Annotated in this window: 25 protein-coding genes; 12 read left to right on the plus strand and 13 right to left on the minus strand. The window is 64.0% G+C overall.

Translation table 11 applies throughout. The features are described from left to right. Window positions 1-271: 271 nt before the first annotated feature. Window positions 272-610 carry a P-II family nitrogen regulator gene (locus ACVW16_RS02675; RefSeq protein WP_007603495.1) on the plus strand — a complete coding sequence of 113 codons (339 nt, stop codon included), beginning with the start codon at window positions 272-274 and terminating at the stop codon, window positions 608-610. Between the two features lie 150 nt (window positions 611-760). Beyond that, window positions 761-2,170, plus strand: a complete 1,410-nt coding sequence (glnA, locus tag ACVW16_RS02680) for a type I glutamate--ammonia ligase (protein WP_456738603.1) — start codon at window positions 761-763, stop codon at window positions 2,168-2,170. 77 nt (window positions 2,171-2,247) lie between these two features. On the opposite strand, the gene ACVW16_RS02685 is transcribed toward glnA, so the two are convergent. The 3 genes from ACVW16_RS02685 to ACVW16_RS02695 form a co-directional block, all read right to left on the minus strand. Then, window positions 2,248-3,006, minus strand: coding sequence for a slipin family protein (locus tag ACVW16_RS02685; protein ID WP_456703853.1), 759 nt, complete (start codon window positions 3,004-3,006; stop codon window positions 2,248-2,250). Next, a complete protein-coding gene (locus tag ACVW16_RS02690) occupies window positions 3,003-4,379 on the minus strand; it encodes an NfeD family protein (protein ID WP_456739066.1) in 1,377 nt (458 codons plus the stop codon). Before ACVW16_RS02690 ends, ACVW16_RS02685 begins: the two co-directional genes overlap by 4 nt. Window positions 4,380-4,695: 316 nt before the next feature. Then, on the minus strand, window positions 4,696-5,469 hold the full coding sequence (locus ACVW16_RS02695; protein WP_456703854.1) for a gamma-glutamyl-gamma-aminobutyrate hydrolase family protein: 774 nt from the start codon (window positions 5,467-5,469) through the stop codon (window positions 4,696-4,698). A gap of 249 nt (window positions 5,470-5,718) precedes the next feature. On the opposite strand from ACVW16_RS02695, the gene ACVW16_RS02700 reads away from it, so the two are divergent. Beyond that, window positions 5,719-6,855 carry an AI-2E family transporter gene (locus ACVW16_RS02700; RefSeq protein WP_456738605.1) on the plus strand — a complete coding sequence of 379 codons (1,137 nt, stop codon included), beginning with the start codon at window positions 5,719-5,721 and terminating at the stop codon, window positions 6,853-6,855. Window positions 6,856-6,918: 63 nt separating this feature from the next. Here ACVW16_RS02700 and ACVW16_RS02705 read toward each other — a convergent pair whose 3' ends face one another. The 6 genes from ACVW16_RS02705 to ACVW16_RS02730 all read right to left on the minus strand — a co-directional run bounded on the left by ACVW16_RS02705 (window position 6,919) and on the right by ACVW16_RS02730 (window position 10,595). Then, on the minus strand, window positions 6,919-7,215 hold the full coding sequence (locus ACVW16_RS02705) for an antibiotic biosynthesis monooxygenase family protein (protein WP_035673823.1): 297 nt from the start codon (window positions 7,213-7,215) through the stop codon (window positions 6,919-6,921). Window positions 7,216-7,316: 101 nt separating this feature from the next. Next, window positions 7,317-7,553 carry a hypothetical protein gene (locus ACVW16_RS02710; protein WP_456703856.1) on the minus strand — a complete coding sequence of 79 codons (237 nt, stop codon included), beginning with the start codon at window positions 7,551-7,553 and terminating at the stop codon, window positions 7,317-7,319. A gap of 58 nt (window positions 7,554-7,611) precedes the next feature. Next, entirely contained in the window at window positions 7,612-8,832 is a 1,221-nt protein-coding gene (locus ACVW16_RS02715) for a diguanylate cyclase (protein WP_456703857.1), read from the minus strand. 229 nt (window positions 8,833-9,061) lie between these two features. Further along, complete coding sequence (gene rpsI, locus ACVW16_RS02720; RefSeq protein ID WP_456735322.1) at window positions 9,062-9,541, minus strand: 30S ribosomal protein S9; 480 nt, start codon at window positions 9,539-9,541, stop codon at window positions 9,062-9,064. Between the two features lie 2 nt (window positions 9,542-9,543). After that, the gene (rplM, locus tag ACVW16_RS02725) at window positions 9,544-10,008 is read right to left on the minus strand and encodes a 50S ribosomal protein L13 (RefSeq protein ID WP_008137961.1); all 465 of its coding nucleotides are present in this window, start codon (window positions 10,006-10,008) and stop codon (window positions 9,544-9,546) included. Between the two features lie 158 nt (window positions 10,009-10,166). After that, window positions 10,167-10,595, minus strand: coding sequence for a PaaI family thioesterase (locus ACVW16_RS02730; RefSeq protein WP_456703858.1), 429 nt, complete (start codon window positions 10,593-10,595; stop codon window positions 10,167-10,169). A gap of 86 nt (window positions 10,596-10,681) precedes the next feature. Here ACVW16_RS02730 and ACVW16_RS02735 point away from each other — a divergent pair, with 86 nt between their 5' ends. From ACVW16_RS02735 to ACVW16_RS02750, 4 genes are all read left to right on the plus strand, one after another. Next, complete coding sequence (locus tag ACVW16_RS02735; protein ID WP_456703859.1) at window positions 10,682-11,506, plus strand: enoyl-CoA hydratase; 825 nt, start codon at window positions 10,682-10,684, stop codon at window positions 11,504-11,506. A gap of 19 nt (window positions 11,507-11,525) precedes the next feature. Next, window positions 11,526-12,110 (plus strand): CoA-binding protein, encoded by a 585-nt coding sequence (locus ACVW16_RS02740; RefSeq protein ID WP_456703860.1) that lies wholly within the window; start codon window positions 11,526-11,528, stop codon window positions 12,108-12,110. Between the two features lie 138 nt (window positions 12,111-12,248). Next, entirely contained in the window at window positions 12,249-13,529 is a 1,281-nt protein-coding gene (locus ACVW16_RS02745) for an O-acetylhomoserine aminocarboxypropyltransferase (RefSeq protein ID WP_456703861.1), read from the plus strand. Between the two features lie 118 nt (window positions 13,530-13,647). Continuing rightward, a complete protein-coding gene (locus ACVW16_RS02750) occupies window positions 13,648-13,989 on the plus strand; it encodes a hypothetical protein (RefSeq protein ID WP_456703862.1) in 342 nt (113 codons plus the stop codon). 56 nt (window positions 13,990-14,045) lie between these two features. On the opposite strand, the gene ACVW16_RS02755 is transcribed toward ACVW16_RS02750, so the two are convergent. Next, window positions 14,046-15,128 (minus strand): COX15/CtaA family protein, encoded by a 1,083-nt coding sequence (locus ACVW16_RS02755; protein ID WP_456703863.1) that lies wholly within the window; start codon window positions 15,126-15,128, stop codon window positions 14,046-14,048. 110 nt (window positions 15,129-15,238) lie between these two features. On the opposite strand from ACVW16_RS02755, the gene ACVW16_RS02760 reads away from it, so the two are divergent. Then, a complete protein-coding gene (locus ACVW16_RS02760) occupies window positions 15,239-15,460 on the plus strand; it encodes a DUF2842 domain-containing protein (RefSeq protein ID WP_018320088.1) in 222 nt (73 codons plus the stop codon). On the opposite strand, the gene ACVW16_RS02765 is transcribed toward ACVW16_RS02760, so the two are convergent. Next, complete coding sequence (locus ACVW16_RS02765; RefSeq protein ID WP_456738607.1) at window positions 15,444-16,493, minus strand: polysaccharide deacetylase family protein; 1,050 nt, start codon at window positions 16,491-16,493, stop codon at window positions 15,444-15,446. The two genes, ACVW16_RS02760 and ACVW16_RS02765, sit on opposite strands and share 17 nt — an antisense overlap. A gap of 129 nt (window positions 16,494-16,622) precedes the next feature. Here ACVW16_RS02765 and ACVW16_RS02770 point away from each other — a divergent pair, with 129 nt between their 5' ends. Continuing rightward, the gene (locus tag ACVW16_RS02770; protein WP_456735324.1) at window positions 16,623-17,804 is read left to right on the plus strand and encodes a GNAT family N-acetyltransferase; all 1,182 of its coding nucleotides are present in this window, start codon (window positions 16,623-16,625) and stop codon (window positions 17,802-17,804) included. Window positions 17,805-17,850: 46 nt separating this feature from the next. On the opposite strand, the gene ACVW16_RS02775 is transcribed toward ACVW16_RS02770, so the two are convergent. Beyond that, window positions 17,851-20,082, minus strand: coding sequence for a GumC family protein (locus tag ACVW16_RS02775; protein ID WP_456703866.1), 2,232 nt, complete (start codon window positions 20,080-20,082; stop codon window positions 17,851-17,853). 201 nt (window positions 20,083-20,283) lie between these two features. Here ACVW16_RS02775 and ACVW16_RS02780 point away from each other — a divergent pair, with 201 nt between their 5' ends. From ACVW16_RS02780 to ACVW16_RS02790, 3 genes are all read left to right on the plus strand, one after another. Further along, window positions 20,284-21,417, plus strand: coding sequence for a glycosyltransferase family 4 protein (locus ACVW16_RS02780; RefSeq protein WP_456735325.1), 1,134 nt, complete (start codon window positions 20,284-20,286; stop codon window positions 21,415-21,417). A 118-nt stretch (window positions 21,418-21,535) separates the two neighbouring features. After that, window positions 21,536-23,083 (plus strand): undecaprenyl-phosphate glucose phosphotransferase, encoded by a 1,548-nt coding sequence (locus ACVW16_RS02785; protein WP_456703868.1) that lies wholly within the window; start codon window positions 21,536-21,538, stop codon window positions 23,081-23,083. A 74-nt stretch (window positions 23,084-23,157) separates the two neighbouring features. Next, entirely contained in the window at window positions 23,158-24,414 is a 1,257-nt protein-coding gene (locus ACVW16_RS02790; protein WP_456735326.1) for an O-antigen ligase family protein, read from the plus strand. Here ACVW16_RS02790 and ACVW16_RS02795 read toward each other — a convergent pair. Continuing rightward, complete coding sequence (locus ACVW16_RS02795) at window positions 24,383-24,865, minus strand: MarR family transcriptional regulator (protein ID WP_456703870.1); 483 nt, start codon at window positions 24,863-24,865, stop codon at window positions 24,383-24,385. The genes ACVW16_RS02790 and ACVW16_RS02795 overlap by 32 nt on opposite strands. Window positions 24,866-24,929 lie beyond the last annotated feature (64 nt).

A 24,929-nucleotide genomic window follows, 5' to 3' on the forward strand; every position in this document is an offset into this window, starting at 1 on the left:
CAGGTATTTTGAGTCGACCGGCTCCACCTATCAGAGATGCTCGTTAAAAGGCTGATAACGCTCCAATAATCAGGGCATTTGCAACTTGGCATAGACCCTGCTTTCGAGGAAGTCGCTTCGGTTCGTCGTGCTCACTGACATCTCCTGGGTGTGGCCGGCCGGTGTTGCCGGGCTGGTCAGGCCCCGGCATAGCGAAGACAAGGTCGTGCGTTAAGAAAAGCGCATCCTGACGAAGACGTTGCTATTTGATCGAAAGGCCGGGAGGCGCGCAGTGAAGAAAATCGAAGCCATCATCAAGCCGTTCAAGCTCGACGAGGTGAAGGAAGCGCTTCAGGAAGTCGGCCTTCAGGGCATCACCGTGACCGAGGCCAAGGGATTTGGCCGTCAGAAGGGCCACGCCGAGCTGTACCGCGGCGCAGAATACATCGTCGACTTCCTGCCCAAGGTGAAGATCGAGATCGTGATCGGCGACGATTTGGTCGAGCGTGCGATCGACGCGATCCGCCGCGCCGCGCAAACGGGGCGCATCGGCGACGGCAAGATTTTCGTCTCCAACATCGAAGAGGCGATCCGCATCCGAACCGGCGAATCCGGGCTGGACGCTATCTGAGCCGGGTGCTATCCCGAATTTTGCGACACTCTGAAAGAAAAAAGGCTGCTTCGGCGGCCTGATTTCGTTTGTGCGGTTGCGCCAACTCGCCGAAAGCGAGAACGAATCTGCTCATCTGGAAACCGACCCGCAGAGCCAAAAGGGGTATGCATGAAGACCGCCAAAGACGTCCTGAAATCGATCAAGGACAACGACGTTAAGTACGTCGACCTGCGCTTCACCGATCCGCGCGGCAAGTGGCAGCACGTGACGTTCGACGTCAGCATGGTCGACGAGGACATTTTCGCCGAAGGAACCATGTTCGACGGCTCCTCGATCGCCGGCTGGAAGGCGATCAACGAGTCCGACATGTGCCTGATGCCCGATCCGGTGACCGCGACGATCGATCCGTTCTTTGCCGAAACCACCATGGTCATCACCTGCGACGTGCTCGAGCCGACCACCGGCGAACCTTACAACCGCGACCCTCGCGGCATCGCCAAAAAGGCCGAGGCCATGGTGAAGTCGATGGGCGTAGGCGACAGCGTGTTCGTCGGCCCCGAAGCCGAGTTCTTCGTGTTCGACGACGTCCGTTTCTCCTCCGGCCCCTACAACACCGGATTCCGCGTCGATTCCTCCGAGCTGCCGACCAACTCCGACACCGAATATGAAGGCGGCAATCTCGGCCACCGTATCCGCACCAAGGGCGGCTACTTCCCCGTCCCGCCGCAGGACTCGGTGCAGGACATGCGCTCCGAGATGCTCGGCGCCATGGCCAAGATGGGCGTCAAGGTCGAGAAGCATCACCACGAGGTTGCTTCCGCCCAGCACGAGCTCGGCATGAAGTTCGACACGCTGACGCTGATGGCCGACCACATGCAGATCTACAAATACTGCATCCATCAGGTCGCGCACATCTACGGCAAGACCGCCACCTTCATGCCGAAGCCCGTCTACGGGGACAACGGCTCGGGCATGCATGTGCACCAGTCGATCTGGAAGGACGGCAAGCCGGTGTTCGCCGGCAACAAGTACGCCGACCTTTCGGAGACCTGCCTCCATTACATCGGCGGCATCATCAAGCACGCCAAGGCGATCAACGCCTTCACCAACCCCTCGACCAACTCCTACAAGCGTCTGGTCCCGGGCTATGAGGCCCCCGTGCTGCTCGCCTACTCCGCGCGCAACCGCTCGGCCTCCTGCCGCATCCCCTACACCGCTTCGCCGAAGGCCAAGCGCGTCGAGGTGCGCTTCCCCGATCCGCTCGCCAATCCCTATCTCGGCTTCGCCGCGATGCTGATGGCGGGCCTCGACGGCATCAAGAACAAGATCGATCCGGGTCCGGCGATGGACAAGGACCTCTACGATCTGCCGAAGGAAGAGCTGAAGCAGATCCCGACCGTCTGCGGTAGCTTGCGCGAGGCGCTCGAAAATCTCGACAAGGACCGCGGCTTCCTCAAGGCCGGCGGCGTGTTCGATGATGACTTCATCGATGCTTACATCGAGCTGAAGATGACCGAAGTCGCCCGCTTCGAAATGACCCCGCACCCGGTCGAGTTCGACATGTACTATTCGGGCTGAGGGGCTCGAACTTTCGCAACAGGCAAAAGGCGCTCCGCGAGGGGCGCCTTTTCGTTTTAGCCGGCAAGACCCTGCGACTATTGTTGCTCCCGCCGCGAAATCAAATGATCGAGCAGGCCCGTCGGGAGCGGAAATACCACGGTCGAGGACCGCTCGCCCGCGATGTCGTGCAGAGCCGCGAAGTAACGCAGCTGCATCGCCTGCGGCTCCTGCGCGAGGATCCGGCCCGCCTCGACCAGCTTTTCGGCTGCCTGCTGCTCGCCCATGGCGTTGATGACCTTGGCACGCCGCAACCGCTCCGCCTCCGCCTGCTTCGCGATCGCGCGCACCATGGTTTCGTTGATGTCGACATCCTTGATCTCGATGCCCGTGACCTTGATCCCCCAGACGTCGGTCTGCTTGTCGAGAATCTCCTGGATGTCGGCGTTCAGCTTGTCGCGTTCGGCCAGCATCTCGTCGAGATCGTGCTTGCCGAGCACCGAGCGCAGCGTGGTCTGGGCGAGCTGGCTGGTCGCGGCCATGTAGTCGCCGACCTTGATGATGGCGCGTTCCGGATCGACGATGCGGAAGTAGAGAACGGCATTGACCTTGACCGAGACGTTGTCGCGCGAAATCACGTCCTGGGGCGGCACAACCTGCACCATCACCCTGAGATCGACCTTGACGAGTTGCTGCGCGATCGGAATGAGGATGACGAGGCCAGGCCCCTTCACCCCGGTGAAGCGGCCGAGCGTGAAGATGACGCCGCGCTCGTATTCCCTGAGGATGCGAATGGCCTGGGTGAGAAACATGACGACGAGCAACGCAAGCACCGCATAGATCGAATACTCAATCATCGGAGTTCACCTCCCTTGCCGCTGGCTGGGCCGGGACGCCGGACCACCAGCGTCAAATCGACGATGTTGGCGACCTCGACCCGCTCGCCGGGCCTGAAGGCGCCGGCGCCACGCGCCTGCCAGCGTTCGCCATGCGTAAAGACGTGGCCCTCGGTCTCATTCCAGTCGAGGACCTCGGCGGTCAGGCCGCGCATGGCCTGCGCTCCGACCCGTGCCGGGGCGTTGCGGGCGCGCCGAAGCGCGCCGAGCACGACCAGAACAAAGCCGGTGAACATCGCCGCGACGACGGCAATGACCGACCATGACAGCCGGTAGCCAGGCGCCTCGACCCGGACCAGCATGAGCGCTCCCAGCACGAAGGCGACGACACCGCCAAGTCCGATCACCACGGTCGGATTGAACGCCTCGACGGCCAGCAACGCGATCCCGACCAGCATCAAGCCGAGGCCGGCGTAATTGATCGGCAGGAGGTTGAGGGCATAGAGGCCGAGCAACAGGCAGATCGTCCCGATCACGCCGGGTGCAACCGCACCGGGCGACACGAACTCGAAGATCAGGCCGTAGATGCCGACCATCAGGAGAATGAAGGCGACATTGGGATCGGTGATGACCGCCAGAAATCGGGAGATCCATCCCGGATCGACGGCTTGGATGGCGACGTCGTTCGTTGCAAGCCGCAGCGTCTTGCCGCCGGCGACCTCGACCACGCGACCATCGATCTGCCTGAGCAATTCGGCCGGATCGCGCGCGACGAGATCGATGACCTTTTCCTGCAAGGCGCCATTGGCCGAGAGCGTGGCGGCTTCGCGGACGGCCTGCTCGGCCCAGTCGGCGTTGCCATTGCGCAACTCGGCCAGGCTGCGGATGAAGGCGACGGCATCGTTCGTCACCTTTGCCGTCATCGCGTCTTTCGGCTCAGCCGTCTTGTCCTTGCCGTCCTTGTCGGGTGTGCCGCTCGGCAGGCCCGGCAGCGAACCGCCAATCTGCACCGGCGTCGCGGCCCCGATGTTGGTACCGGGGGACATCGCCGCGATATGGGTTGCGTAAAGAATATAGGTCCCCGCGCTCGCCGCATGAGCGCCCGAGGGCGCGACGTACCCGATGACAGGAACGGACGAGCCAAGCACGTCTGCGATGATCTCGCGCATGCTCGAGTTGAGACCGCCGGGCGTGTTCATTTCCAGAATCACGACCTCGGCGTGCCGCACGGCTGCAATGGCCAAGGCCTCCCTCACGTAGCTCGCCGACGCCGGTCCGATGGCTCCGTCGATCGTGACGGTGAGTGCAAGACGGCCGTTCTCCTCCGCCGCACTGGGCAGGAGGCAGAGAGCAAGAGCGACGATGTCGATCGCCGCGATGAGGGCCGCCTTCATGATCCACACGGCAAGGGCTCCCTTGCCACACATATGGTGGTCGGTTCAGGAAGCTCAATGCAGCGCGGCCACCATTGCGATTGTGCAACGCAATGGATGGAATCGAAGCGTATCGGTCGCGCGCCATCAGCAATGCCGTCGCACCGCGATTAGGCGCCGTCGATTTTCGTTCTGCGTCTGACTCCACTTCGTTCTCAGAGAACGAATCGGAATCGCAAAAGTCAGCGCGCACCAATTCTTGCCGATTGGTTTATGCCGCCCGAGATATTGCGAGCGCAGCGAAGCGCGGCCAGAGGGTTCTCGCCGAACGCTCGGCCTACGCCGCAGCCCTCTGCTTCGCCACCATCGCTTCGCCGAAGGCCTCGAACAGCTTGCGATTGATTGGATTGCGCTGGGGATCGTATTCGGCGTGCCATTGCACGCCGAGCGCGAAGCTCGAGGCTTCCGCGATGCGGATGGCTTCGATGGTGCCGTCCTCGGCGACGCCTTCGATCAACACGCGCTTGCCGGGATCCAGGATGCCCTGCCCGTGCAGCGAATTGACCCGGATCTTCTCGCAACCGAGCAGCTTTGCGAAGGCGCCGCCCGGCGTCAGGTCGACGTCGTGACGGTCGGCGAACACCACGGTCGGATCGGGATGGATCTCGCCATTCTCGAGTCGGGGCATGCGGTGGTTCATGCGGCCGGGAATCTCGCGGATCTCGGGATGCAGCGAGCCGCCGAAGGCGACGTTCATCTCCTGCAGGCCCCGGCAGATGCCGAACAGCGGGATACCACGCGAGACGCAGGCGACCGAGAGCGCCAGCGCGACCTCGTCGCGGTGAATGTCGTAGGGCTCGTGCTTCTCGCAGGGGTCCATGTTGAAGCGGGTCGGATGGACGTTGGCGCGGGCGCCGGTCAGAACGATGCCGTCGACGGTATCGAGCAGTGCGCCGATATCGGTGATGTCAGGGGAGCCCGCGAACATCACCGGCAAGCCGCCGGAGACCTCGGCCACGGCGCGCAAATTGCGTTCGCCGACCATTTGCACCTGAAATCGATTTTCGACGCGATGGGCGTTCCCGATCACGCCGACGACCGGCTTTCTCATCTCCCGTTCCGACCTCCCCGCCGAAGAAGATTCTCCAAACATGCCCCCCGCATGGAACAAATTCAACAGAGCGGATCGCGGGACGGCAATGCTATTTTCGCGCAAATGCCCCCTCTCCCGGCCCCCCACGGCCCGCGGCGTTGAGTTTTGGCCCTCGCGGACTGTCCAAGCCGGGGTGCACGGCCAGGCTTGATCACGGCTCAGATTTCGCGAAAGAGTGCTTCCCGCGCGCTTCGCAGAGGACACGACGTGACCGCCTCCAGAGATGAACAGGCCAGAACCCGCTCTGATCTCGCCTGGGCCATTGCCGTCGGCGGCATCGCCGTGGTGCTGTTCACGGCGGCGCTGCTCTTCACTTGGTACTTTGCCGCCACCCTGCTGCTGATTTTCGCCGGCATGCTGCTCGGCGTCGGGCTCAACGCACTCACCAACGCGCTCGGCCGCCGTGTCCGGCTGCCGCATGCCGTGCGGCTCGCGATCGTCTGCGTCGCGCTGGCCGCCATGCTGTCCGGTGTGGCCTATCTCGGCGGTGCAACCATCGCCGAGCAGTCATCGCTGCTGAGCAACACCATCAAGTCGCAGATCGGCAATGCGAAATCCTTCCTGGACAATCACGGCATCGACACCAGCTTCTTCGAGTTCGGCAACGGTGCATCCGACACCGCGGCCAGTACGCCGGACTCGCCCCCTTCGCCGGCAGCGCCCTCGCGCGGCCCGTTATCCGGCGCCGGCGCGCTGGCCTCCAGCGGAGGAGCGATCGTGAGCCAGACTTTCAAGCTGCTGCTCGGCACCATCCACGGTGTTGGAAACATCTTCATCGTGCTGTTTCTGGGCCTGGCCTTCGCCGCGCAGCCCGGCGTCTATCACGATGGCCTGCTGTTTCTCGCCCCGGCCAGGCACCGCATGCGCGCGACCCTGATCATCGACCACATCGGCGAGACGCTGGAGCGCTGGCTGATCGCGCAGATCATCGTGATGCTCGCAGTCGGCGCGGTGACCTGGATCGGGCTTGCCCTCATCGGCATCCCCGGCTCGTTCATCCTGGGGATTCAGGCCGGCCTGCTCGCCTTCGTCCCGACCGTCGGCGCCATCATCGCGGGCGTCGTGGTGGTGCTGGCGAGCCTCGCCTCGGGTTGGATCCCCGCGTTATCGGCGTCGATCCTGTTCCTCGGCGTGCACGCGATGGAGAGCTACGTGCTGACCCCGATCCTCCAGCGCCAGGCGCTGGACATCCCGCCGGCCACGCTGTTCGCGTTCCAGATCCTGCTCGGCGTCGTCTTTGGAATCTGGGGCCTCGCGCTGGCGCTGCCACTGGTGGCCATCGCCAAGGTCGTGATCGACCATTTCAAGACGTATGAGGCGCCGCCCCTTGCGGAGGCGGCGTAGAGCACGATCCGGAAAAGTGTGCAGCGGTTGTCGGAAAAGATAATGCTGCCAAAATGAAGCGCCTCAGGTCGTCAGCACGGTCTCGGTGTGCTCGACCTCCGGAGGTGAAGCGAAATACTGGCCGACGAGGCCGCGCCATTCGGTGAAATTCTCGGAGCCGCGGAAGTCGACAGTGTGGTTCTCCAGCGTCGCCCACTTCACCATCAGCCGGTAGCGCTGCGGCTTCTCGATCGACTTGTGCAGTTCGAAACCGTGAAAACCCTTGGAGCGGCCAAAGGCGGCCTTGGCCTTGGCGACAGCGGCCTCAAAATCCTTCTCGCTGCCCGGCTTGACGTCGATTTGCGCGATCTCGGTGATCATTGGTTTCCACCCCGTTGTTTGGTGACTGGTGTCTAACGCACCCGCGACCAAAGAAAAAGGCGCCGAAATGGCGCCCTGCCCCACCGAAAATACGTCGCTCCTCAGGCAAACAGCAGCACGGTTCCGGCAACGACGAGCACACAACCAAGAAACAGCCCGATCGGCCAATAGCCGCGGGTCTGCGCGTAGCGCCCTTGGGCGCGCCGTTCGGCGATCAAGGCGCTCTCGTATTCGTCCGCGGTCGAGAACAGACAGGCAAAGCCGCCGCGTGCCGAGCTTGCGGCGGCTTCGAGCGACATCAGGGCAGCTTGCGGGTTCTGTCGACGGATCGATTCCATGACCGCAATGGTAGGAACCGAATGGTAAACGGAGGATTACCCGCACGCCTTAACCACGTCAGGCCGTCGCCGGCTGCATCTTTGGGACACTGGTCCGCGCCGCGCTCTGGCGGCGCCAGTTTTCCAGCGACAGCGGCAGCTCCTCAGCCGCCTCGACGCGGTTACGGCCGCCGCGCTTGGCCTGGTAGAGCGCGGTGTCGGCCGAAGCCAACAGCACCTCGAGCTCGGTCCCGGCGGGACCGCCCGCGACACCAATGCTGACGGTCGTATCGACCGCGCGCTCGTCGACCACGATGCCCGACGTCTCGAACGCCTCGCGCACACGCTCGGCGACCAGGACGCCCTCCTCCAGCGCGCAAGGCAGCAGCGCGGCGAATTCCTCGCCGCCGATGCGGCCCGACAGGTCCGAGATGCGCAGATTGTTGACGACCACGGCGGAGAACAGTTTCAGCATCTCGTCGCCGGCGGGATGGCCGAAGCGGTCATTGATCGACTTGAAATGGTCGATGTCGAAGATCATCACCGTCACCGGGCGGCCGCCCTTGGCCTCGCGCTCGATCATGCGCCCACAGGCTTCCGAGAAGCCGCGACGGTTGAGCATGCCGGTCAGCGGATCGGTCGACGCGGCGGTGCGGTGCGCGGTGACGGTGCGCTCGGACACCAGCATGAAGATCACGAACACGGTGCCGACGGCATAGAGCACGAGCTCGACCGCGAACACGGTGACCCAGATGCTGCCGGAGAAACCCGCGTCGTTCGGGCGCAGCAAGCCGCCGAGCAGGATCGGCAGCATCAGCACGCAGCCATGCATCACCGGCACGACGAAAGCCGGCCAGCGCCGTTGCAGGCTCTTGCGCCGTTCGACCCAGAGCTCGCTCGCGGTCAGCGCCGCATAGACCGAGACGATGCCGGCACCGATCGACATGCGCAGCATCGATGCGGCGGGATCGAGCAACGTCACGGCCGCGACCCAGGCAAGCGCGCCGAGCACGAGACCCGGCCAGTTCGGCTTGCGGCCGTGGAAGACGCGCGCCGCATTCCAAACCATGCCGCAGGCGACGAAGCCGACGGCGTTCAGCGCGAGATAGAGATGCGGGCCGAGCTTGTCGCCGGCCGCCGTCCACAGCGCCACCGAGGCCGCGCCGAGCAGATAGGCGGTGCCCCACCATTTCAGCGCGGGGCTGTTCTCTTGTCTGCCGAAAAACACCATCATGGCGCCGAGCAACGCGGCGATCATCGTGGCGACCAAATACAGCGTGATGCTATCGAGCGACATCATGTCGGCCCCCTGTTGAACATAGCAGTTACGCGATCGGCAAATCCGATTTGCGCGCCCTTCCAGATGCGACGCTATGTCCCGCGAGTTCCATTCAGGTTTTCACGCGAGGCCAAGTTTTCGGGAAACACGTCATCAATTTGCGTACAAACGAACAACAAAAAAGGCGCTGAAATCAGCGCCTTTTTGCATCTCATTGAAGCCGCTTTCGCGGCGAATGTGACCGAAGCGATTAACGCTTCGAGAACTGGAAGGACCGGCGGGCCTTGGCCTTGCCGTACTTCTTGCGCTCGACCACGCGGGGGTCGCGGGTGAGGAAGCCGCCCTTCTTGAGCACGCTGCGCAGCTCGGGCTCGAAATAGGTGAGAGCCTTGGAGATGCCATGGCGCACGGCACCCGCCTGACCGGACAGACCGCCGCCCGCGACGGTGCAGATCACATCATACTGGCCGGAACGCGCGGCCACGGAGAACGGCTGCTCGATCATCATGCGCAGCACGGGACGAGCAAAATAGACCTCGACCTCGCGCGAATTGACGGTGACCTTGCCGGCGCCGGGCTTGATCCAAACGCGGGCGACCGCGTCCTTGCGCTTGCCGGTGGCGTAGGCGCGGTTGAACTTGTCGACCTTCTTCTCGTGCTTGGGCGCGTCGGGCGCCGCGGCGGTCTTGAGCTGCGAGAGCTGATCGAGCGACTGAATGGATTCGGCCATGATTATGCGGCCCTCGTGTTCTTGCGGTTCAACTTGGCGATATCGATCTTCTCGGGCGTCTGGGCCTCGTGCGGATGATCGGCACCGCCGTAAACACGAAGGTTGCCCATCTGGACGCGGCCGAGCGGACCACGCGGGATCATGCGCTCGACGGCCTTCTCGAGCACGCGCTCGGGATGCTTCCCTTCAAGGATCTGGCGCGCGGTGCGCTCCTTGACGTGACCGACATAGCCGGTGTGCTTGTAGTAGGTCTTCTGCTCGCGCTTGCGACCGGTGAGGACCGCATGCTGCGCATTGATGATGATGACGTTGTCACCACAATCAACGTGAGGGGTGTAGGTCGGGAGGTGTTTGCCGCGCAGGCGCATGGCAACGATGGTGGCGAGGCGGCCGACGACCAGACCCTTGGCGTCGATCAGCACCCACTTCTTCGTCACCTCAGCCGGCTTTGCCGAAAAGGTTTTCATGTCAGAGTTTCCGTGGACGGGGAGCATCGGCGCGAACACCGCACCGGACTGGGCTGGTTTCTAGAGCAGAGACGCGCGACGGTCAACGCCCAACAGCCGGAATTACTTTAACCATTTCAATAACTTAAAAATATGGTGCGATATTACCTACGAAAAGATCAAACATTTGGAATGGAATAGGTCGAGGTGACGTGGGCGATCGGATCGGGCGACGTGCCGGACAGCAGGTTGACCTCCCCGACCGCGAGACGCTTGCCGAGCTTGAGCAGCCGCGCCTCCGCCAGCACGTCCTGCCCGGGCTGACCCTTGCGCAGGAAATTGATGTTGAGATTGGTGGTCACCGCGAGCCCGATCGGGCCGATGGCTGACAGGAGCACCACGTACATGGCGAAATCGGCCAACGCCATCAGCGTGGGGCCGGACACGGTTCCACCCGGCCGCAGCATCCGTTCGCTGAAGCGCTGGCGCAAAAGACAGGTCTGGCCGTCGGCGCTCTCGATCGTGATGTCGTCGCCGCCGAAGGCCTGGGGAAACTCGTCACGGAGAAACCGCTCGACCTCCGCCACGCTCATTTTCGCTGCCGCCATGCTGTTCCCCACCCTCGCTTCGCGTCGCCTGCTGCATTAGGTTATCTGCATCATCTCACTGTAATAATCCAACCGGAAACGCCGCAATGTCAGCCCAGGCCGCCCGCGCCCCCTCGCCGCATCAGCCAATTCTGCTGCGCGACATGGTCGGCTCCATCGCAGTGCTGACCCTCAACCGGCCGGCCGCGCGCAACTGCCTGTCGACCGCGATGATCGCCAGCCTGCATGCCGAGCTCGATGCGATCCGCGACGACAGGGCCGTCCGCGGCGTCGTGCTTGCGGCCAACGGCCCCGCCTTCTCAGCCGGTCACGACATCAAGGAGCTGACCGCGCGCCGAGCCGATCCCGATCGCGGCCGCGCCTTTTTCGCGGAAACCATGAACGCCTGCAGCGCGATGATGCAGGCCATCGTGCATCTGTCCAAGCCGGTGGTCGCCTCCGTCCAGGGCATCGCGACCGCGGCCGGCTGCCAGCTCGTGGCCAGCTGCGATCTCGCGATCGCCTCCGAAACCGCAAGCTTTGCCACGCCCGGCGTCGACATCGGCCTGTTCTGCTCGACGCCGATGGTGGCATTGTCGCGCAACGTGCCGCGCAAGCAGGCGATGGAGATGCTGCTGACGGGCGAGGCGGTCCCGGCCGCGCGCGCGCGCGAGATCGGCCTCGTCAATCGCGTCGTCGCTGCGGGCACCGAGCGCGACGCGGCGATTGCGCTGGCGCAGCAGGTCGCGCTGAAATCCGCCTACACCATCAAGCTTGGCAAGGAAGCGTTCTACCGCCAGGCCGAGATGAGCCTTGCGGATGCCTATCGCTATGCGGCAGCGGTGATGACCGAGAACATGATGGCCCGCGACGCCGAAGAAGGCATCGGCGCTTTCATCGAGAAGCGCACGCCGACATGGCGGGATGAGTGACGAGAAGAAAAGACGAGTGATGAACCACGACTCCTATCCCGACAACTACATCCGCAGCATCCTCAACAGCGTGAAGTCGATCGCGATGGTCGGCGCCTCACCGGTCAACGTGCGACCGAGCTATTTCGCATTCAAGTATCTGGCGCAGCGCGGCTACGACATGATTCCCGTCAACCCCGGCCATGTCGGCAAGGATCTGCTCGGCAAGCCGTTCGTCGCCACGCTGCGCGACATCGGCCGTCCCGTCGACATGATCGATATCTTCCGCAATTCCAGCCACATCATGCCGGTTGTCGAAGAAGCCCTCACGCTCGATCCGCTGCCCAAGGTGATCTGGATGCAGCTTGGCGCACGTGACGATGCGGCGGCGGAAAAGGCCGAGGCCGCGGGCATCAAGGTCGTGATGAATCGCTGCCCAAAGATCGAATATGGCCGGCTGTCGTCGGAGATTTCCTGGATGGGCGTCAATTCGCGCACGCTGAGCTCCAAGCGCGCACCAGCGCCGACGCAAGGCATGCGCCTGTCCCTAAATCGAATGAGTGTCGGCGGCGGCGACACTGCGGCTTCGGATCGCGCGGCCAAAAACAAGAGCGAGCAAAGCTGACGCAATCGCGAAGGATTCGTTTTGCGAACGCGTCAATGCGTAGCACGATCGTTGCAATGTGAAGCCGCGGCTTGACGCCGGGCGCGGCGCCGATCAGCATGCCGGGCGATTTCAGATCACAAGAACAGGACGCCCTCAATGAGCGATCGCCTTCCGGGATTTTCGACCCTCGCCGTGCATGCCGGTGCACAGCCCGATCCGACCACCGGTGCGCGCGCGACTCCGATCTATCAAACGACGTCGTTCGTCTTCAACGACGCCGACCACGCCGCCTCGCTGTTCGGCCTGCAGGCGTTCGGCAACATCTATACCCGCATCGGCAACCCGACGAATGCCGTGCTGGAAGAGCGCGTTGCTGCGCTCGAGGGCGGTACCGCCGCGCTTGCCGTGGCCTCGGGCCATGCCGCGCAGGTCGTGGTGTTGCAGCAATTGCTCCAGCCCGGCGACGAATTCATCGCCGCGCGAAAACTTTATGGCGGTTCGATCAACCAGTTCACGCATGCCTTCAAGAGCTTTGGCTGGAACGTCGTGTGGGCCGATCCCGATGATATCGCAAGCTTCGAGCGCGCGGTGACGCCGCGCACGAAAGCGATCTTCATCGAGTCCATCGCCAATCCCGCCGGCAGCATCACCGATATCGAGGCGATCTCGACGGTCGCACGCAAAGCGGGCGTGCCGCTGATCGTCGACAACACGCTGGCCTCGCCCTATCTGATCCGGCCGATCGACCACGGCGCCGACATTGTCGTGCACTCGCTGACCAAGTTCTTGGGCGGCCACGGCAATTCGCTCGGCGGCATCATCGTCGATGCCGGCACGTTCGATTGGTCGAGCGGCGGTAAATATCCGATGCTGTCGGAGCCGCGACCGGAATATCATGGCATCCGCCTGCAGGAGACATTTGGCAATTTCGCGTTCGCCATCGCCTGCCGCGTGCTGGGCCTGCGCGACCTCGGACCCGCGCTGTCGCCATTCAACGCGTTCATGATCCTCACCGGCATCGAGACGCTGCCGCTGCGGATGCAGAAGCACTGCGACAACGCCAAGGCGGTTGCCGAATTCCTCGCCGGCCATCCGGCGGTGGCCTCGGTGAACTATGCGGGCTTGGCAAGCGACAAGTACAACCAGCTCGCGCGCAAATACGCGCCGAAGGGTGCGGGCGCCGTGTTCACCTTCAGCCTGAAGGGCGGCTACGACGCCGGCGTCAGCCTGGTGTCGAAACTGCAGCTGTTCTCGCACCTGGCCAATGTCGGCGACACCCGCTCCCTGGTGATCCACCCGGCCTCGACCACCCATAGCCAGCTCGACGACGCCGCCAAGACCAAGTCCGGAGCGGGCCCCGACGTGGTCCGGCTCTCGATCGGCATCGAGGACAAGGAAGACCTGATCGCCGATCTGGAGCAGGCGCTCGGAGCTTGACTGCCCCGTTCCGGGGCGGTGCTCAAAACCGCCCCGGAACGACGGCCTCGTTAACAGTCATTAACCACACCTGCCCCATACATCGTCCTTGGATCGCCCCCTTGATTCGGAGCCGACGATGCTGCGCTGGACGGTGCCTGCCCTGGCAGTGATGCTGACGGTTTCAGTTGCAGATGCCGCCGACTTGTCGGCCCATCCGAAGCGGCGCGTCGCCGCGCCGCAGGAACCGCCGAAGGTCTACGTCGAGACCGATCCGGATGCGCTGATCTCGCCGGCCTATGGCATCGGCAGCTACATCCGCAATCTGCCAGGCACGCCGCTGTTGCCGGGCTCCCATACGCTGCCGGGCTATTACGGCCGCCCGTGGGACTACGACTATCAGGGTTCGTATTACGGCGGGAAGCAGGTCGATTATTTCTGGCGCCTGCCCTACGCGTGCGGCATCTACGGCTATTGCTGATCGCCGGGCTGATGGTGATCAGCCGGGCTGATGGTGATCAGCCGGGCTGATGGTGATCAGCCGGGCTGACCGAGCGGAACCGCACGCGGCTGCTCTTGCGCGCTCTGCCGCGACGCCAGCCGCTCCGCCTGCATCACCGCCAACGTCAACACGACGATCGCAACGGCCTGGTGCGACAGCGCGATGTCGATCGGCACCTGATTGAGCAGCGTGAGGATACCGAGCACCGCCTGCACGCTGACGGCTGCGAACAACCAGAGCGCGCCGCTTGCCGCTGAACCCGCACGTGAACGCACCGCGTCGAATGCGTGCAGCGCCGCCAGTGTGAACAGCAGGTAGGCCGTCATGCGGTGCTCGAACTGCACCGTCAGCACATTGTCGAACATGTTGCGCCACCACGGCGTCTCGAACCACAGCCGTTCCGTCGATGGAATGAACGCGCCGTCGATCAGCGGCCAGGTGTTGTAGGCGCGCCCTGCGCGCAAGCCCGCGACCAGCGCGCCGAAATAGATCTGGATGAAGGTCACGATCACCAGCACCGCGCCCGTGAACCGCAACCGCGCCGGGACCGAAATCTGCGGCCGATCGGCAAGCCGCCGCACGGTCCAGACGATGCCGGCAAAGATCAGCAGCGCCAGCACCAGATGGGTCGCCAGGCGATATTGCGACACCTCGACCCGTTCGGAGAGGCCAGACGCCACCATCCACCAGCCGACCGCCCCCTGGAGACCGCCGAGCGCGAACAGCAGCCACAGCCGCCGCTTCAACTCACCGGAGAGACCGCCGCGCCACAGGAAGAACAGGAACGGCAGCAGAAAAGCGACGCCGATGAAGCGGCCGAGCAATCGGTGGCTCCATTCCCACCAGAATATCTGCTTGAACTCGGACAGGCTCATGCCGGCATTGAGTTCGCGATATTGGGGAATCTTCTTGTAGGCCTCGAAGGCGTCGGTCCACTGCGCCTCGGACAGTGGTGGAACACTGCCGGTGACCGGCTTCCACTCGACGATCGACAGGCCGGATTCCGTCAGCCGCGTCGCGCCGCCGACCAGCACCATCAGCGCGATCAAGGCGGCCACCGAGATCAGCCACCAGCGCACGGCGCGATGCGGATGGGTCGGGGCGGAAACCATTGTCATTTCAGGGGTGAAACCAAGCCTTGAACCAAAGAGACTTGAACCGGACTGCGTGCCCCTTATAGTCCCCCGCTCCCGCAGCGCAAGTTACGCGAAAGCCGCATTTTTCCGCCATGACGATCCGCACCCGCAAGTTCCTCGGCGCCATCCTGCTCCTGGTGCTGGCCACGGTCTGGGCCCTGCTCGGCATGGCGGCAGCACAAATGCCGTGGATTGCCGAGTCCGGCTGGCGTCAGGCGATCTATTACGTGGTCGTCGGGATGGGCTGGGTGCTGCCGGCAATGCCGATCGTGAGCTGGATGCAGCGGCCCGATCGCGTCAAGTCTGGCTCGTAGCGCTGCCCGTCGGTTTCACAGGCGCAAAGGCGACGCCGGAGACCAGAACGCGCATGACCCGCAGCGAGCGCACCCGTCCGTCCCAGGAAATCCGCGGCAGCGCGCGCAGATTGGTGCGCCCTTCCGCGTCGACGATGCCAGGGATGGTCGAGACCGCGCTGGCAAAGCCCGCCTCCTCCGCCATCACGACGTGGTTGCGCCGGAACGAGGAGCGATCGCCGTACGGAAACGCCAGATGCCGGATCTCGCGGCCGAAGGATGCTTCCGCCACCGCCTTGCCCATCGTCATCTCGCGCAGCGCAGCCGCGTCTTTCATATTGGCCAGCACGGGATAGTTTACGGTCGCACTGCCGATCGTGACCAACGGATCGGCAGCTAACCTGGCCAGATCCTCCCAATCCATCGACGCCTCGCGCGAGAGCGCGGCGAGATCGATGCTGTAGCGCGCGCAGAGATCTGCGATCGCGTCCGACAAATTGGCCGGCGGCAGCGAGCGCAGCCAGCTCTCGAGATGCGAAAACAGCACCTGCTTTTCGGCATTGCTGGTGGCCGTGAAGCGCTGCTCCTGGTCGCCCATCATCAGGCTGATGCGGCTCTCGCGCGCGATCACCCGCTCGAGCCCGAGCCACCACGCTTGTCCGACACCGTCAGGAAAGGCGGTGGGAACATAGACCGTGAACGGCACTGCGTGGCGCGTCAGCACCGGATAGGCAAAGCTGATGAGGTCCTTGGGCGCGCCGTCGAAGGTGAGCGCCACGAAGCGCCGTTTCTCCGGCAGCGTCACTGCGCGCCGGCAGACCTCGTCCATGCCGAGAAAATCGTAACTCCATCGCTTCAGCGCGCGAATGGCGCGATCGAGGAATTGCGGCGTGATCTCGCTTTCGCGCCGTGGCTGGAATGCGCCGCTCCGCCGCGGCCGCACGTGCTCGAAGCGCAGGATTGCGCCTGCGCCGCGGCTGTGCAGCAAGGGCTGGCCGCTGAACCAGGCCAGTTCGAGCCGCAACCGCTCCAGCCATCTGTCGTCTGATGCCAAAACCCCACCTTCGCGTTCGCCGGCGGCCAGTTCCCTGGGCTATTGTCATTACCCTTTGTTGACATTTATTTGCAAAGGTCGGCCACAGGCCGAAATACGTATTTTTCGTTTTCTCGACAGGTTTCGCGAATGACCATGGCTGCGGCGATGCAAAGCCGGACGGCGGAATCGCCAGCGCGGTCGAAAGCGAGCCGAATCGCGCATGTCGACATCGTCCAAGATCTCGCCCAGGCTGAATTGGTCTGGCGCGCGTTCGAAGAGCCCGGTCATCTCTTCACGCCCTATCAGCGCTTCGATCTGCTGGGCTCATGGCAGCGATCGGTCGGAGAACGCGAGGGCGCCCGTCCCTTCATCGTGATCGCCCGTGACGCCGAGCACAAGCCGCTCGCATTGCTTCCGCTCGTGCTGCGCCGGGGCTACGGTGTGCGCACGGCCTGCTTCATGGGCGGCAAGCACACGACCTTCAACATGGGTCTGTGGAACGCCGAGTTCGCAGCACAGGCGATCGCCGCCGATCTCAACGCGCTGATCGCCGCCTTGCGTGACCGGGTCGACGTTCTCGCCCTGACGCAGCAGCCCAGACGCTGGCACGATCAACAGAATCCTTTCGTCCTCCTGAGCCAACAGAGCGCCATCAACGGCTGCCCGGTGCTGGTGATGGAGCCGGGCGGCCTGCCCGCGTCGCGGATCAGCAACTCCTTCCGCCGCCGGCTCAAGAGCAAGGAGAAGAAACTCCAGGTGCTCGCCGGTTATCGCTATCATCTTGCTACGGCGGACGCCGACGTCACTCGCCTGCTCGACTGGTTCTTCCGCGTCAAGCCGGCGCGGATGGCGGAGCAGAAGCTGCCCAACGTGTTCGCCGAGCCTGGCGTCGAGCAATTCATCCGCAGCGCCTGCCTTGCGCCGCGCGGCGAAGGCCGCGTCATCGACATCCATGCTCTCGAATGCGACGACGAGGTGATCGCGATCTTTGCCGGCGTCGCCGACGGCCAGCGTTTCTCGCTGATGTTCAACACCTACACGATGTCGGAACACGGCCGCTACAGCCCGGGGCTGATCCTGATGCGGTACATCATCGACCGTTACGGCGAGCGCGGCTACCACTCGCTCGACCTCGGCATCGGGTCGGATGACTACAAGCGCATGTTCTGCAAGGACGACGAGGACATCTTCGACAGCTTCTTGCCCTTGACCTCGCGCGGCAAGCTCGCGGCGATGGCGATGTCCTCACTCAACCACGGCAAGCGCCTGGTCAAACAGAACCAGATGCTGTTCGACCTGGCCCGCCGGCTGCGCCAAGCGTTCGGGTAGCAAATTCGCGTCGGCGGATACCTGTCTTGCAAGCCTTCTCCCGGGCCTATGCCGCGACCACGCGCGGCGTCTCACCGGCATCCGACGGCTGCACCGGCCGCTCCAGCATCTTCACGTCGCTGAACCCGACGGCCTTGAGCTGCTCGCACATCAGCGCGCGTGCATCCGCCTCCATCGAGACGTCAGGTACCACGACGGCGCGGGCGTTCGTCGTCAGGAGTTCTGCCGGCAATTCGGAGGCGGCGCCGGCATCAAGCAATACGTAGTCATAGGCGCGCAGCAATGCGTCGACTGCGAGCGTGACCCGGGGCGACTGGAGCAGGCTATGATCGAAGCCGGGGCGTCCGGCCATGACCAGATGGAGCCGCGAGAGCTTGTCGCGGGTGATGATCTGGGCAAACGAAGCCTGCCCCTGCATCAGTTCGGCAAGCCCCGGGGCCGCGGCGTCGACGGAGATCGCCGCGATCATCGGCGAAGAGGCGGCAAGATCAACCACGACGACGCGCGCGTCGCGAGCCAGATGCCGGGCGAGCGTCAACGCCGACAGCGTGATGGCGTCGCCCGGTGCGGTACCAAGCACGGTGACCTTCTTCGCGTTCACGCCGGCAGCCCTCAGGCCCTCGGCCAGCTGCGCGATCTCGGCAAATTCGTTGAGATCGGCATCGGCGGTCATGTCCGGCTGGAGCGGCGCCGGATCCAGCTCCACTTGATCCACTACCGGCTCGCGACGGCCCACGGCGGACGCCAGGGTGACGACGGCGCGCGGCGCCGTCTGGCGCAGGAGTTCACCGGTGACGACGAGACCCGACGAAAGCAGAAGGGTCGCCAGCGTCGCGATCAGCACGATCGGCAGCTTCTTCGGATAGGCCGGCGTGTTCGAGACGATGGCACGCGAGATGATGCGACCATCGCTAGGCGCCGTGTCGATGGTCTCGCGGGTGTTGGCCTCGCGGTATTTGGCCAGATACGATTCGAGCAGGTCGCGCTGCGCCTTGGCCTCGCGTTCGAGCGCGCGGAGCTGGACATCCTGGCCGTTGGTCGAGGTCGCCTGCTTCTTCAGCTGTTCCAGGCTCGCCGACAATTCCTGAACGCGCCCGCCAGCGACCCGCGCGTCGTTTTCGAGCGAACGGGCTATCTTGGCAGCCTCGTCGCGGATCTGGTTGTCGAGGTCAGCGAGCTGCGCCTTCAATTCCTTGATGCGCGGATGGTTGCCGAGCAACGTCGACGATTGTTCCGCCAATTGGGCTCGCAACGCCACGCGCTGCTGCGATGGCGTGCGCAACGCCTCCGAATTCAGCACCTCGGAGGCCTCGATCGGCTTGCCGCTCTGGAGCATTTCCTTGATCAGCCGCGCTTTGGCCTCCGCATCCGCCTTCAGCGCACGCGCATTGTTGAGCTGGGTGTTGACCTCGCCCATCTGCTGGTTGGACAGCGTCGTGTTGTTGGTGCCGACGAACAGCGACGATTTCGAACGGAAATCCTCGACCTTGGCCTCGGCATCGGAGACCTTCTTGCGCAAATTCTCGATCTCGCCGGCGAGCCACTGGCTGGCGTTCTTGGCCTGGTCCTGGCGTGCGTTCTGCTGGAGCACGAGATAGCCGTCCGCGATCGAGTTGGCGACGCGGGCAGCGAGATCCGGGTCAGCCGACTGGAATTCGACCACGATCACGCGCGACTTGTCGACGGCGTAAGCCTGAAGGCGATCGTAGTAGGCGTCCAACACGCGCTCTTCCGGCGTCATCGAGAACGGGTCGCGGACGAAGCCGAGCAGCGCGGCGAGCGATTTCAGCGGCGAGACGCCTTGCAGAACCGGATCGAACTCCGGCCGCTCGGCAAGCTTGTTCTTCTTGATGATCTCGCGCGCGAGATCGCGCGACAGGACGAGCTGCACCTGGCTGGTGACAGCCTCGGGGTCGAGCGCTTGCCGCTCCTCAGTGCTGCGATCGCTGCTTGGGCGCAGGAAGACATTCTCGCGACCGTCGATCAGGATGCGAGCTTCCGATTTGTAGCGCGCCGTGATGAGATTAACGATGGCGACGGATGCGACCAGCGCCAGCACCGTCGGCACGATGATCCAGCCGCGCTTGCGCGCAAGTGCGCCGCCGAGCGCGTGCAGATCGATGTCACCGGATTCGGCCGGCGCCTCTCTTGCGGCGATCGGCGCGGGCCTGGCTTCAACCTTGGGCTTCGTTTCGGGCTTGGCCTCGACCTTGGCCTTCGAAACCGCCCGCTCGATGACGGCCTTGTCCTTGCCGGCACGCCAGAACGCTAAACGCATCGAACACTCCCGAAGGGCAACGCCACTCATCCACCTCAACGGGACCGATTACACTCCATTAAGGTTGCCGCTGGGTTAATCACGCCGTCTCGCGGACAGCGCATACGCGCTCGTCACCCTTTGTTAACCACGAGCCCCCTTAATCCATTTCGATATTTCGAGAAATTGTTCGGCAGTCGCCGTCGAGCGCTGGTTGTGATCATGCCCCCTTCTCCCGACCGGTCGCTCCGAATCCTGCATGCCGTGCGCGCGCCGGTTGGCGGCATTTTTCGGCACATCCTCGACCTCGCCAACGGTCAGGTCGCTCGCGGCCACCATGTCGGGATCCTCGCCGACAGTCTCACCGGAGGCGAACGTGCGGACAAGGCGCTGGCCGAGCTTGCGCCGCGGCTGAAGCTCGGCGTGCACCGGCTTGCGATCCGCCGCGAACCCTCGCCGGAGGATTTCCTGGTATGGCTGCGCATGCAGCGTCTGATCGCCACGCTCAAGCCCGACGTCATGCACGGCCACGGCGCCAAGGCCGGCGCCTTCGTGCGGATGCGACGCCGCGCGAACGACACCATCCGCATCTACACGCCACATGGCGGCTCGCTGCACTACCCGCTCAACACCCTGAAGGGCGAGTTTTACGCGCGCCTCGAACGCACGCTGCTTCACGCGACGGACCTGTTCCTGTTCGAGAGCGCCTTTGCCCGTGACACCTACCAGCGCATCGTCGGCACGCCCGAAGGGGTGGTTCGCTGCGTCTTCAACGGCGTGACGCCGGAGGAGTTCGAGCCCGTCGTCACGGCCGACGACGCCACCGACCTCGCCTATGTCGGCGAATTCAGGCACATCAAGGGCGCTGATCTGCTGGTTGATGCGGTGGCGCTCCTGCACGAGCGCGGCAAGAAGGTCACGTTGACGCTCGGCGGTGACGGCGAGGAGACGGCGGCGTTGAAGGCGCAAGTCGAGCGCCTCCACCTGACGGAGGCAATCCGCTTCATCGGCCATGTCAAGGCGCGCTACGGCTTTTCCAAGGGGCGGCTGCTGGTGGTTCCCTCGCGCGGCGATTCCATGCCTTACGTCGTGATCGAGGCGGGTGCGGCCGGCATCCCCATGATCGCGGCGCGTGTCGGCGGCATCCCCGAGATTTTCGGTAGCGATAGCCCGTCCCTGTTCGCCGCCAGCAACGCCGAAGCCATGGCCGAGGCGATCGCGGCCGCGCTGGGGGATCTTCAGGCTACCGCGCAACGCGCATCCGCCTTGCGCGAGCGCATCTCGGCGCATTTCTCCCAGCAGGCCATGGTCGACGGCGTGCTCGCGGGCTACCGGGATGCATTTGCAAATCATTAACCATCCTTAATCCGGTTTTAGAGAATCTTCCGATTTGTCCGATAATCGAAGCGCCAGGGGATGCACGCCCGAAGGCGCAAAGCGGCGCCACGGGTTTTCGGAATGGACATGGACACGCGTGGAACCGCTCAACGCACGCTCGATGCTCGACGCCGCAACCAGTGCCGTGGCGGAGCCGGCTGAGTCAGCCTTCGTCGAACGCCGTCGTCGGCTCACTCCGGCGGCGCTCGATGTCGTCAACCAGAAGGTCGCCCGCGCCTATTCGCCGATCGTGATCGCCGGGTTTGCGCGCGTGATCGATTTCGTACTGCTGAGCCTCGTCGGCATCGCCTTGTATATCGGTTACGTCGTGCCGGTCGTCGGCTTCAGCTGGGTGTATCCCACGGAGATCGCCGCCGTTGCGATAGCCGCCGTGGTCTGCTTCCAGGCTGCGGACATCTATCAGGTACAGCTGTTCCGCGGGCAGCTCCGGCAGATGACACGGATGATCTCGTCCTGGTCGTTCGTCTTCCTGATGTTCATCGGAATCTCCTTCTTCGCCAAGTTCGGCAGCGAAATCTCGCGGCTGTGGCTCGCTGCGTTCTACTTCCTCGGCCTCGCCGCGCTGGTCGCCGAAAGACTGATCCTCCGCTCCCTGGTGCGGAGCTGGGCCCGGCAGGGCCGGCTCGACCGCCGCACCATCATCGTCGGCTCCGACAGCAACGGCGAGCAGCTGGTCGAGGCGCTGAACGCGCAAGAGGATTCCGACATTCACGTGCTCGGCGTATTCGACGACCGCAACGACAGCCGCGCGCTCGATACCTGCGCCGGCGCGCGCAAGCTGGGCAAGGTCGACGACATCGTCGAGTTCGCCCGCCGCACCCGCGTCGATCTGGTGCTGTTTGCACTGCCGATCTCGGCGGAGACGCGCATCCTGGAGATGCTGAAGAAGCTCTGGGTGCTGCCGGTCGATATTCGTCTCTCCGCACACACCAACAAGCTGCGCTTCCGCCCCCGCTCCTATTCCTATCTCGGCGAGGTGCCCACGCTCGACGTGTTCGAGGCGCCCATCACCGATTGGGACCTGGTGATGAAATGGCTGTTTGACCGTATCGTCGGCGGTCTCGCGCTGCTCGCAGCCCTCCCCGTGATGGCGCTGGTGGCGCTGGCGGTGAAGCTGGACAGCCCCGGTCCGGTACTGTTCCGCCAGAAGCGGTTCGGCTTCAACAACGAGCGTATTGACGTCTACAAATTCCGCTCGATGTATCATCACCAGGCCGACCCGACCGCCTCGAAGGTCGTGACCAAGAACGATCCACGCGTCACCCGCGTCGGCCGCTTCATCCGCAAGACCAGCCTCGACGAGCTGCCGCAGCTCTTCAACGTGGTGTTTTCAGGCAATCTCTCGCTGGTCGGCCCGCGTCCACACGCGGTACAGGGCAAGCTCCAGAGCCGCCTGTTCGACGAGGCCGTCGATGGCTATTTCGCGCGCCACCGCGTCAAGCCGGGCATCACTGGCTGGGCCCAGATCAACGGCTGGCGCGGCGAAATCGACAACGAAGAGAAGATCCAGAAGCGGGTCGAGTTCGACCTCTATTACATCGAGAACTGGTCGGTGCTGTTCGACCTCGTCATTCTCCTGAAGACGCCGATCTCGCTGCTGACCAAGAACGAGAACGCGTACTGAGTTTGCATCGCGCCGGCTCGGGCGCCGGGGCAATGACTGCGAGTTTTGTGGCGTACCAATAGCGTGAGCGCGTGATGGCGTATGCGGCAACAGCCGGTGGAATGAAACTAGCCGCACCGGCCGCGCCCGGCGTTCTGGCCCTTCAGCGCGCGCTGGTGTGGCTGGTCGGGGCCTCGGGCGCGATCGTCTTCATCGAGCCGAGCCCCTACGAGATGGCGACGCTGCTCGCCACCGTCGCCTTCTTCGCCACCGGCCTGCGCCTGCGGCTGGTGCTGATGCCGCTGGTGCTGGCGCTGGTCCTGCTCAATGTCGGCTACACCATGAGCGCGATCCCGCTGCTCGATCAGTCCGAGGTCGCAAGCTGGATCGCGACCTCCTGGTACATGGCAGTAACGGTGGTGTTCTTCGCCATGGTCACCTCCGAGGACACGGCGGCGCGGCTCGACATGCTGCGCCGTGGCCTCGTGGCCGGTGCGATGGTCGCCTCGCTGTCGGCGATCGCGGGCTATTTCAACCTCGTTCCCGGCGGCCACGATCTGCTGACACTCTACGAGCGTGCACGCGGCACGTTCAAGGACCCGAACGTGCTCGGCGCTTTTCTGATCCTGCCGGCGCTGTTTGCCCTCCAGAGCGTGGTTTCGGACAAGCTCGTCAAGGCCTTCCGCAATGTCATCGCCTTCGGCATCATGTCGCTGGCGATCCTGCTGGCCTTCTCGCGCGCCGCCTGGGGCGGACTGATCCTGACTTCGGCCTTCATGCTGGCGCTGATGGTGCTGACCAGCCGCACCAATGCGCAGCGTTCGCGCATCATCATCATGGCCATTGTCGCAGTGGTGCTGGGCCTGGCGCTGATCGCAGTGCTGCTGTCGTTCGACTCCGTCGCCGAGATGTTCAAGCAGCGCGCGAGCTTCGACCAGAGCTATGACGAAGGCCGTTTCGGCCGGTTCGGCCGGCACATCCTGGGCGCGCAGATGGCGCTCGACCTGCCATTCGGCATCGGCCCGCTGCAATTCCACCGCTTCTTTCCTGAAGACACCCACAATTCCTATCTGAACGCCTTCATGTCCGGCGGCTGGCTCTCCGGCGTATGCTATCCCGCGCTGGTCTTCACCACCGTCATCACGGGATTCCGCCACATCTTCGTCCGCGTGCCCTGGCAGCGCGCTTATCTTGCGATCTTCGCCGCCTTCGTCGGCACCGTCGGCGAAAGCTTCGTGATCGACACTGACCACTGGCGCCATTTCTGGATGATGCTGGGCGCGATGTGGGGCATGATCGCGGCCGCGCAAGCTTACAAGATCAGGTCTGACGAGGACGCTTCGTCCGCTTGAGTTTCAGCGCTGGCCTCTTCTCGGGCGCTGTGTCGATCAGCCCCTTCAGCGTCGCTGTCGCAGCAATGATGCTTTTGTAGCCCTCGTTGGCGAAGCGCAGCAGCAGCCGCAGTTCCTCGTCCGAATAGGCATTGAACATCTTCTCCATCGCCTGCTGCATCGGCACGTAGAGTTGGCCGATCTTCATCGCGGTCTCCGGCACGACGGCGATATAGACCTTGCGGCGGTCAGTCTCGTCCCGCTCGCGGCGCACCAGCCCCGCCTTCTCGAGCCGATCGACGACACCGGTGATGGCCCCGGTCGTCAGCCCCGTGACTTCGGCGAGCCGGCCCGCGGTCACGCGTCCCTCGAGATAGAGGATGTCCATGCATTCGAGATCGGAATTGGCAATCCCGGCCACGTTTGCCACGGCTTGTCCGTAGAGCACGCCCTGCGCAGAGGACCTGCGCATTGCCTCCTCCAGTTCAGCCAACAACGCCGCGCGCGCTTTCGTCCTTGACAAGGTCGGCCCCATA

The sequence above is a fragment of the Bradyrhizobium sp. USDA 4474 genome, assembly GCF_054057515.1.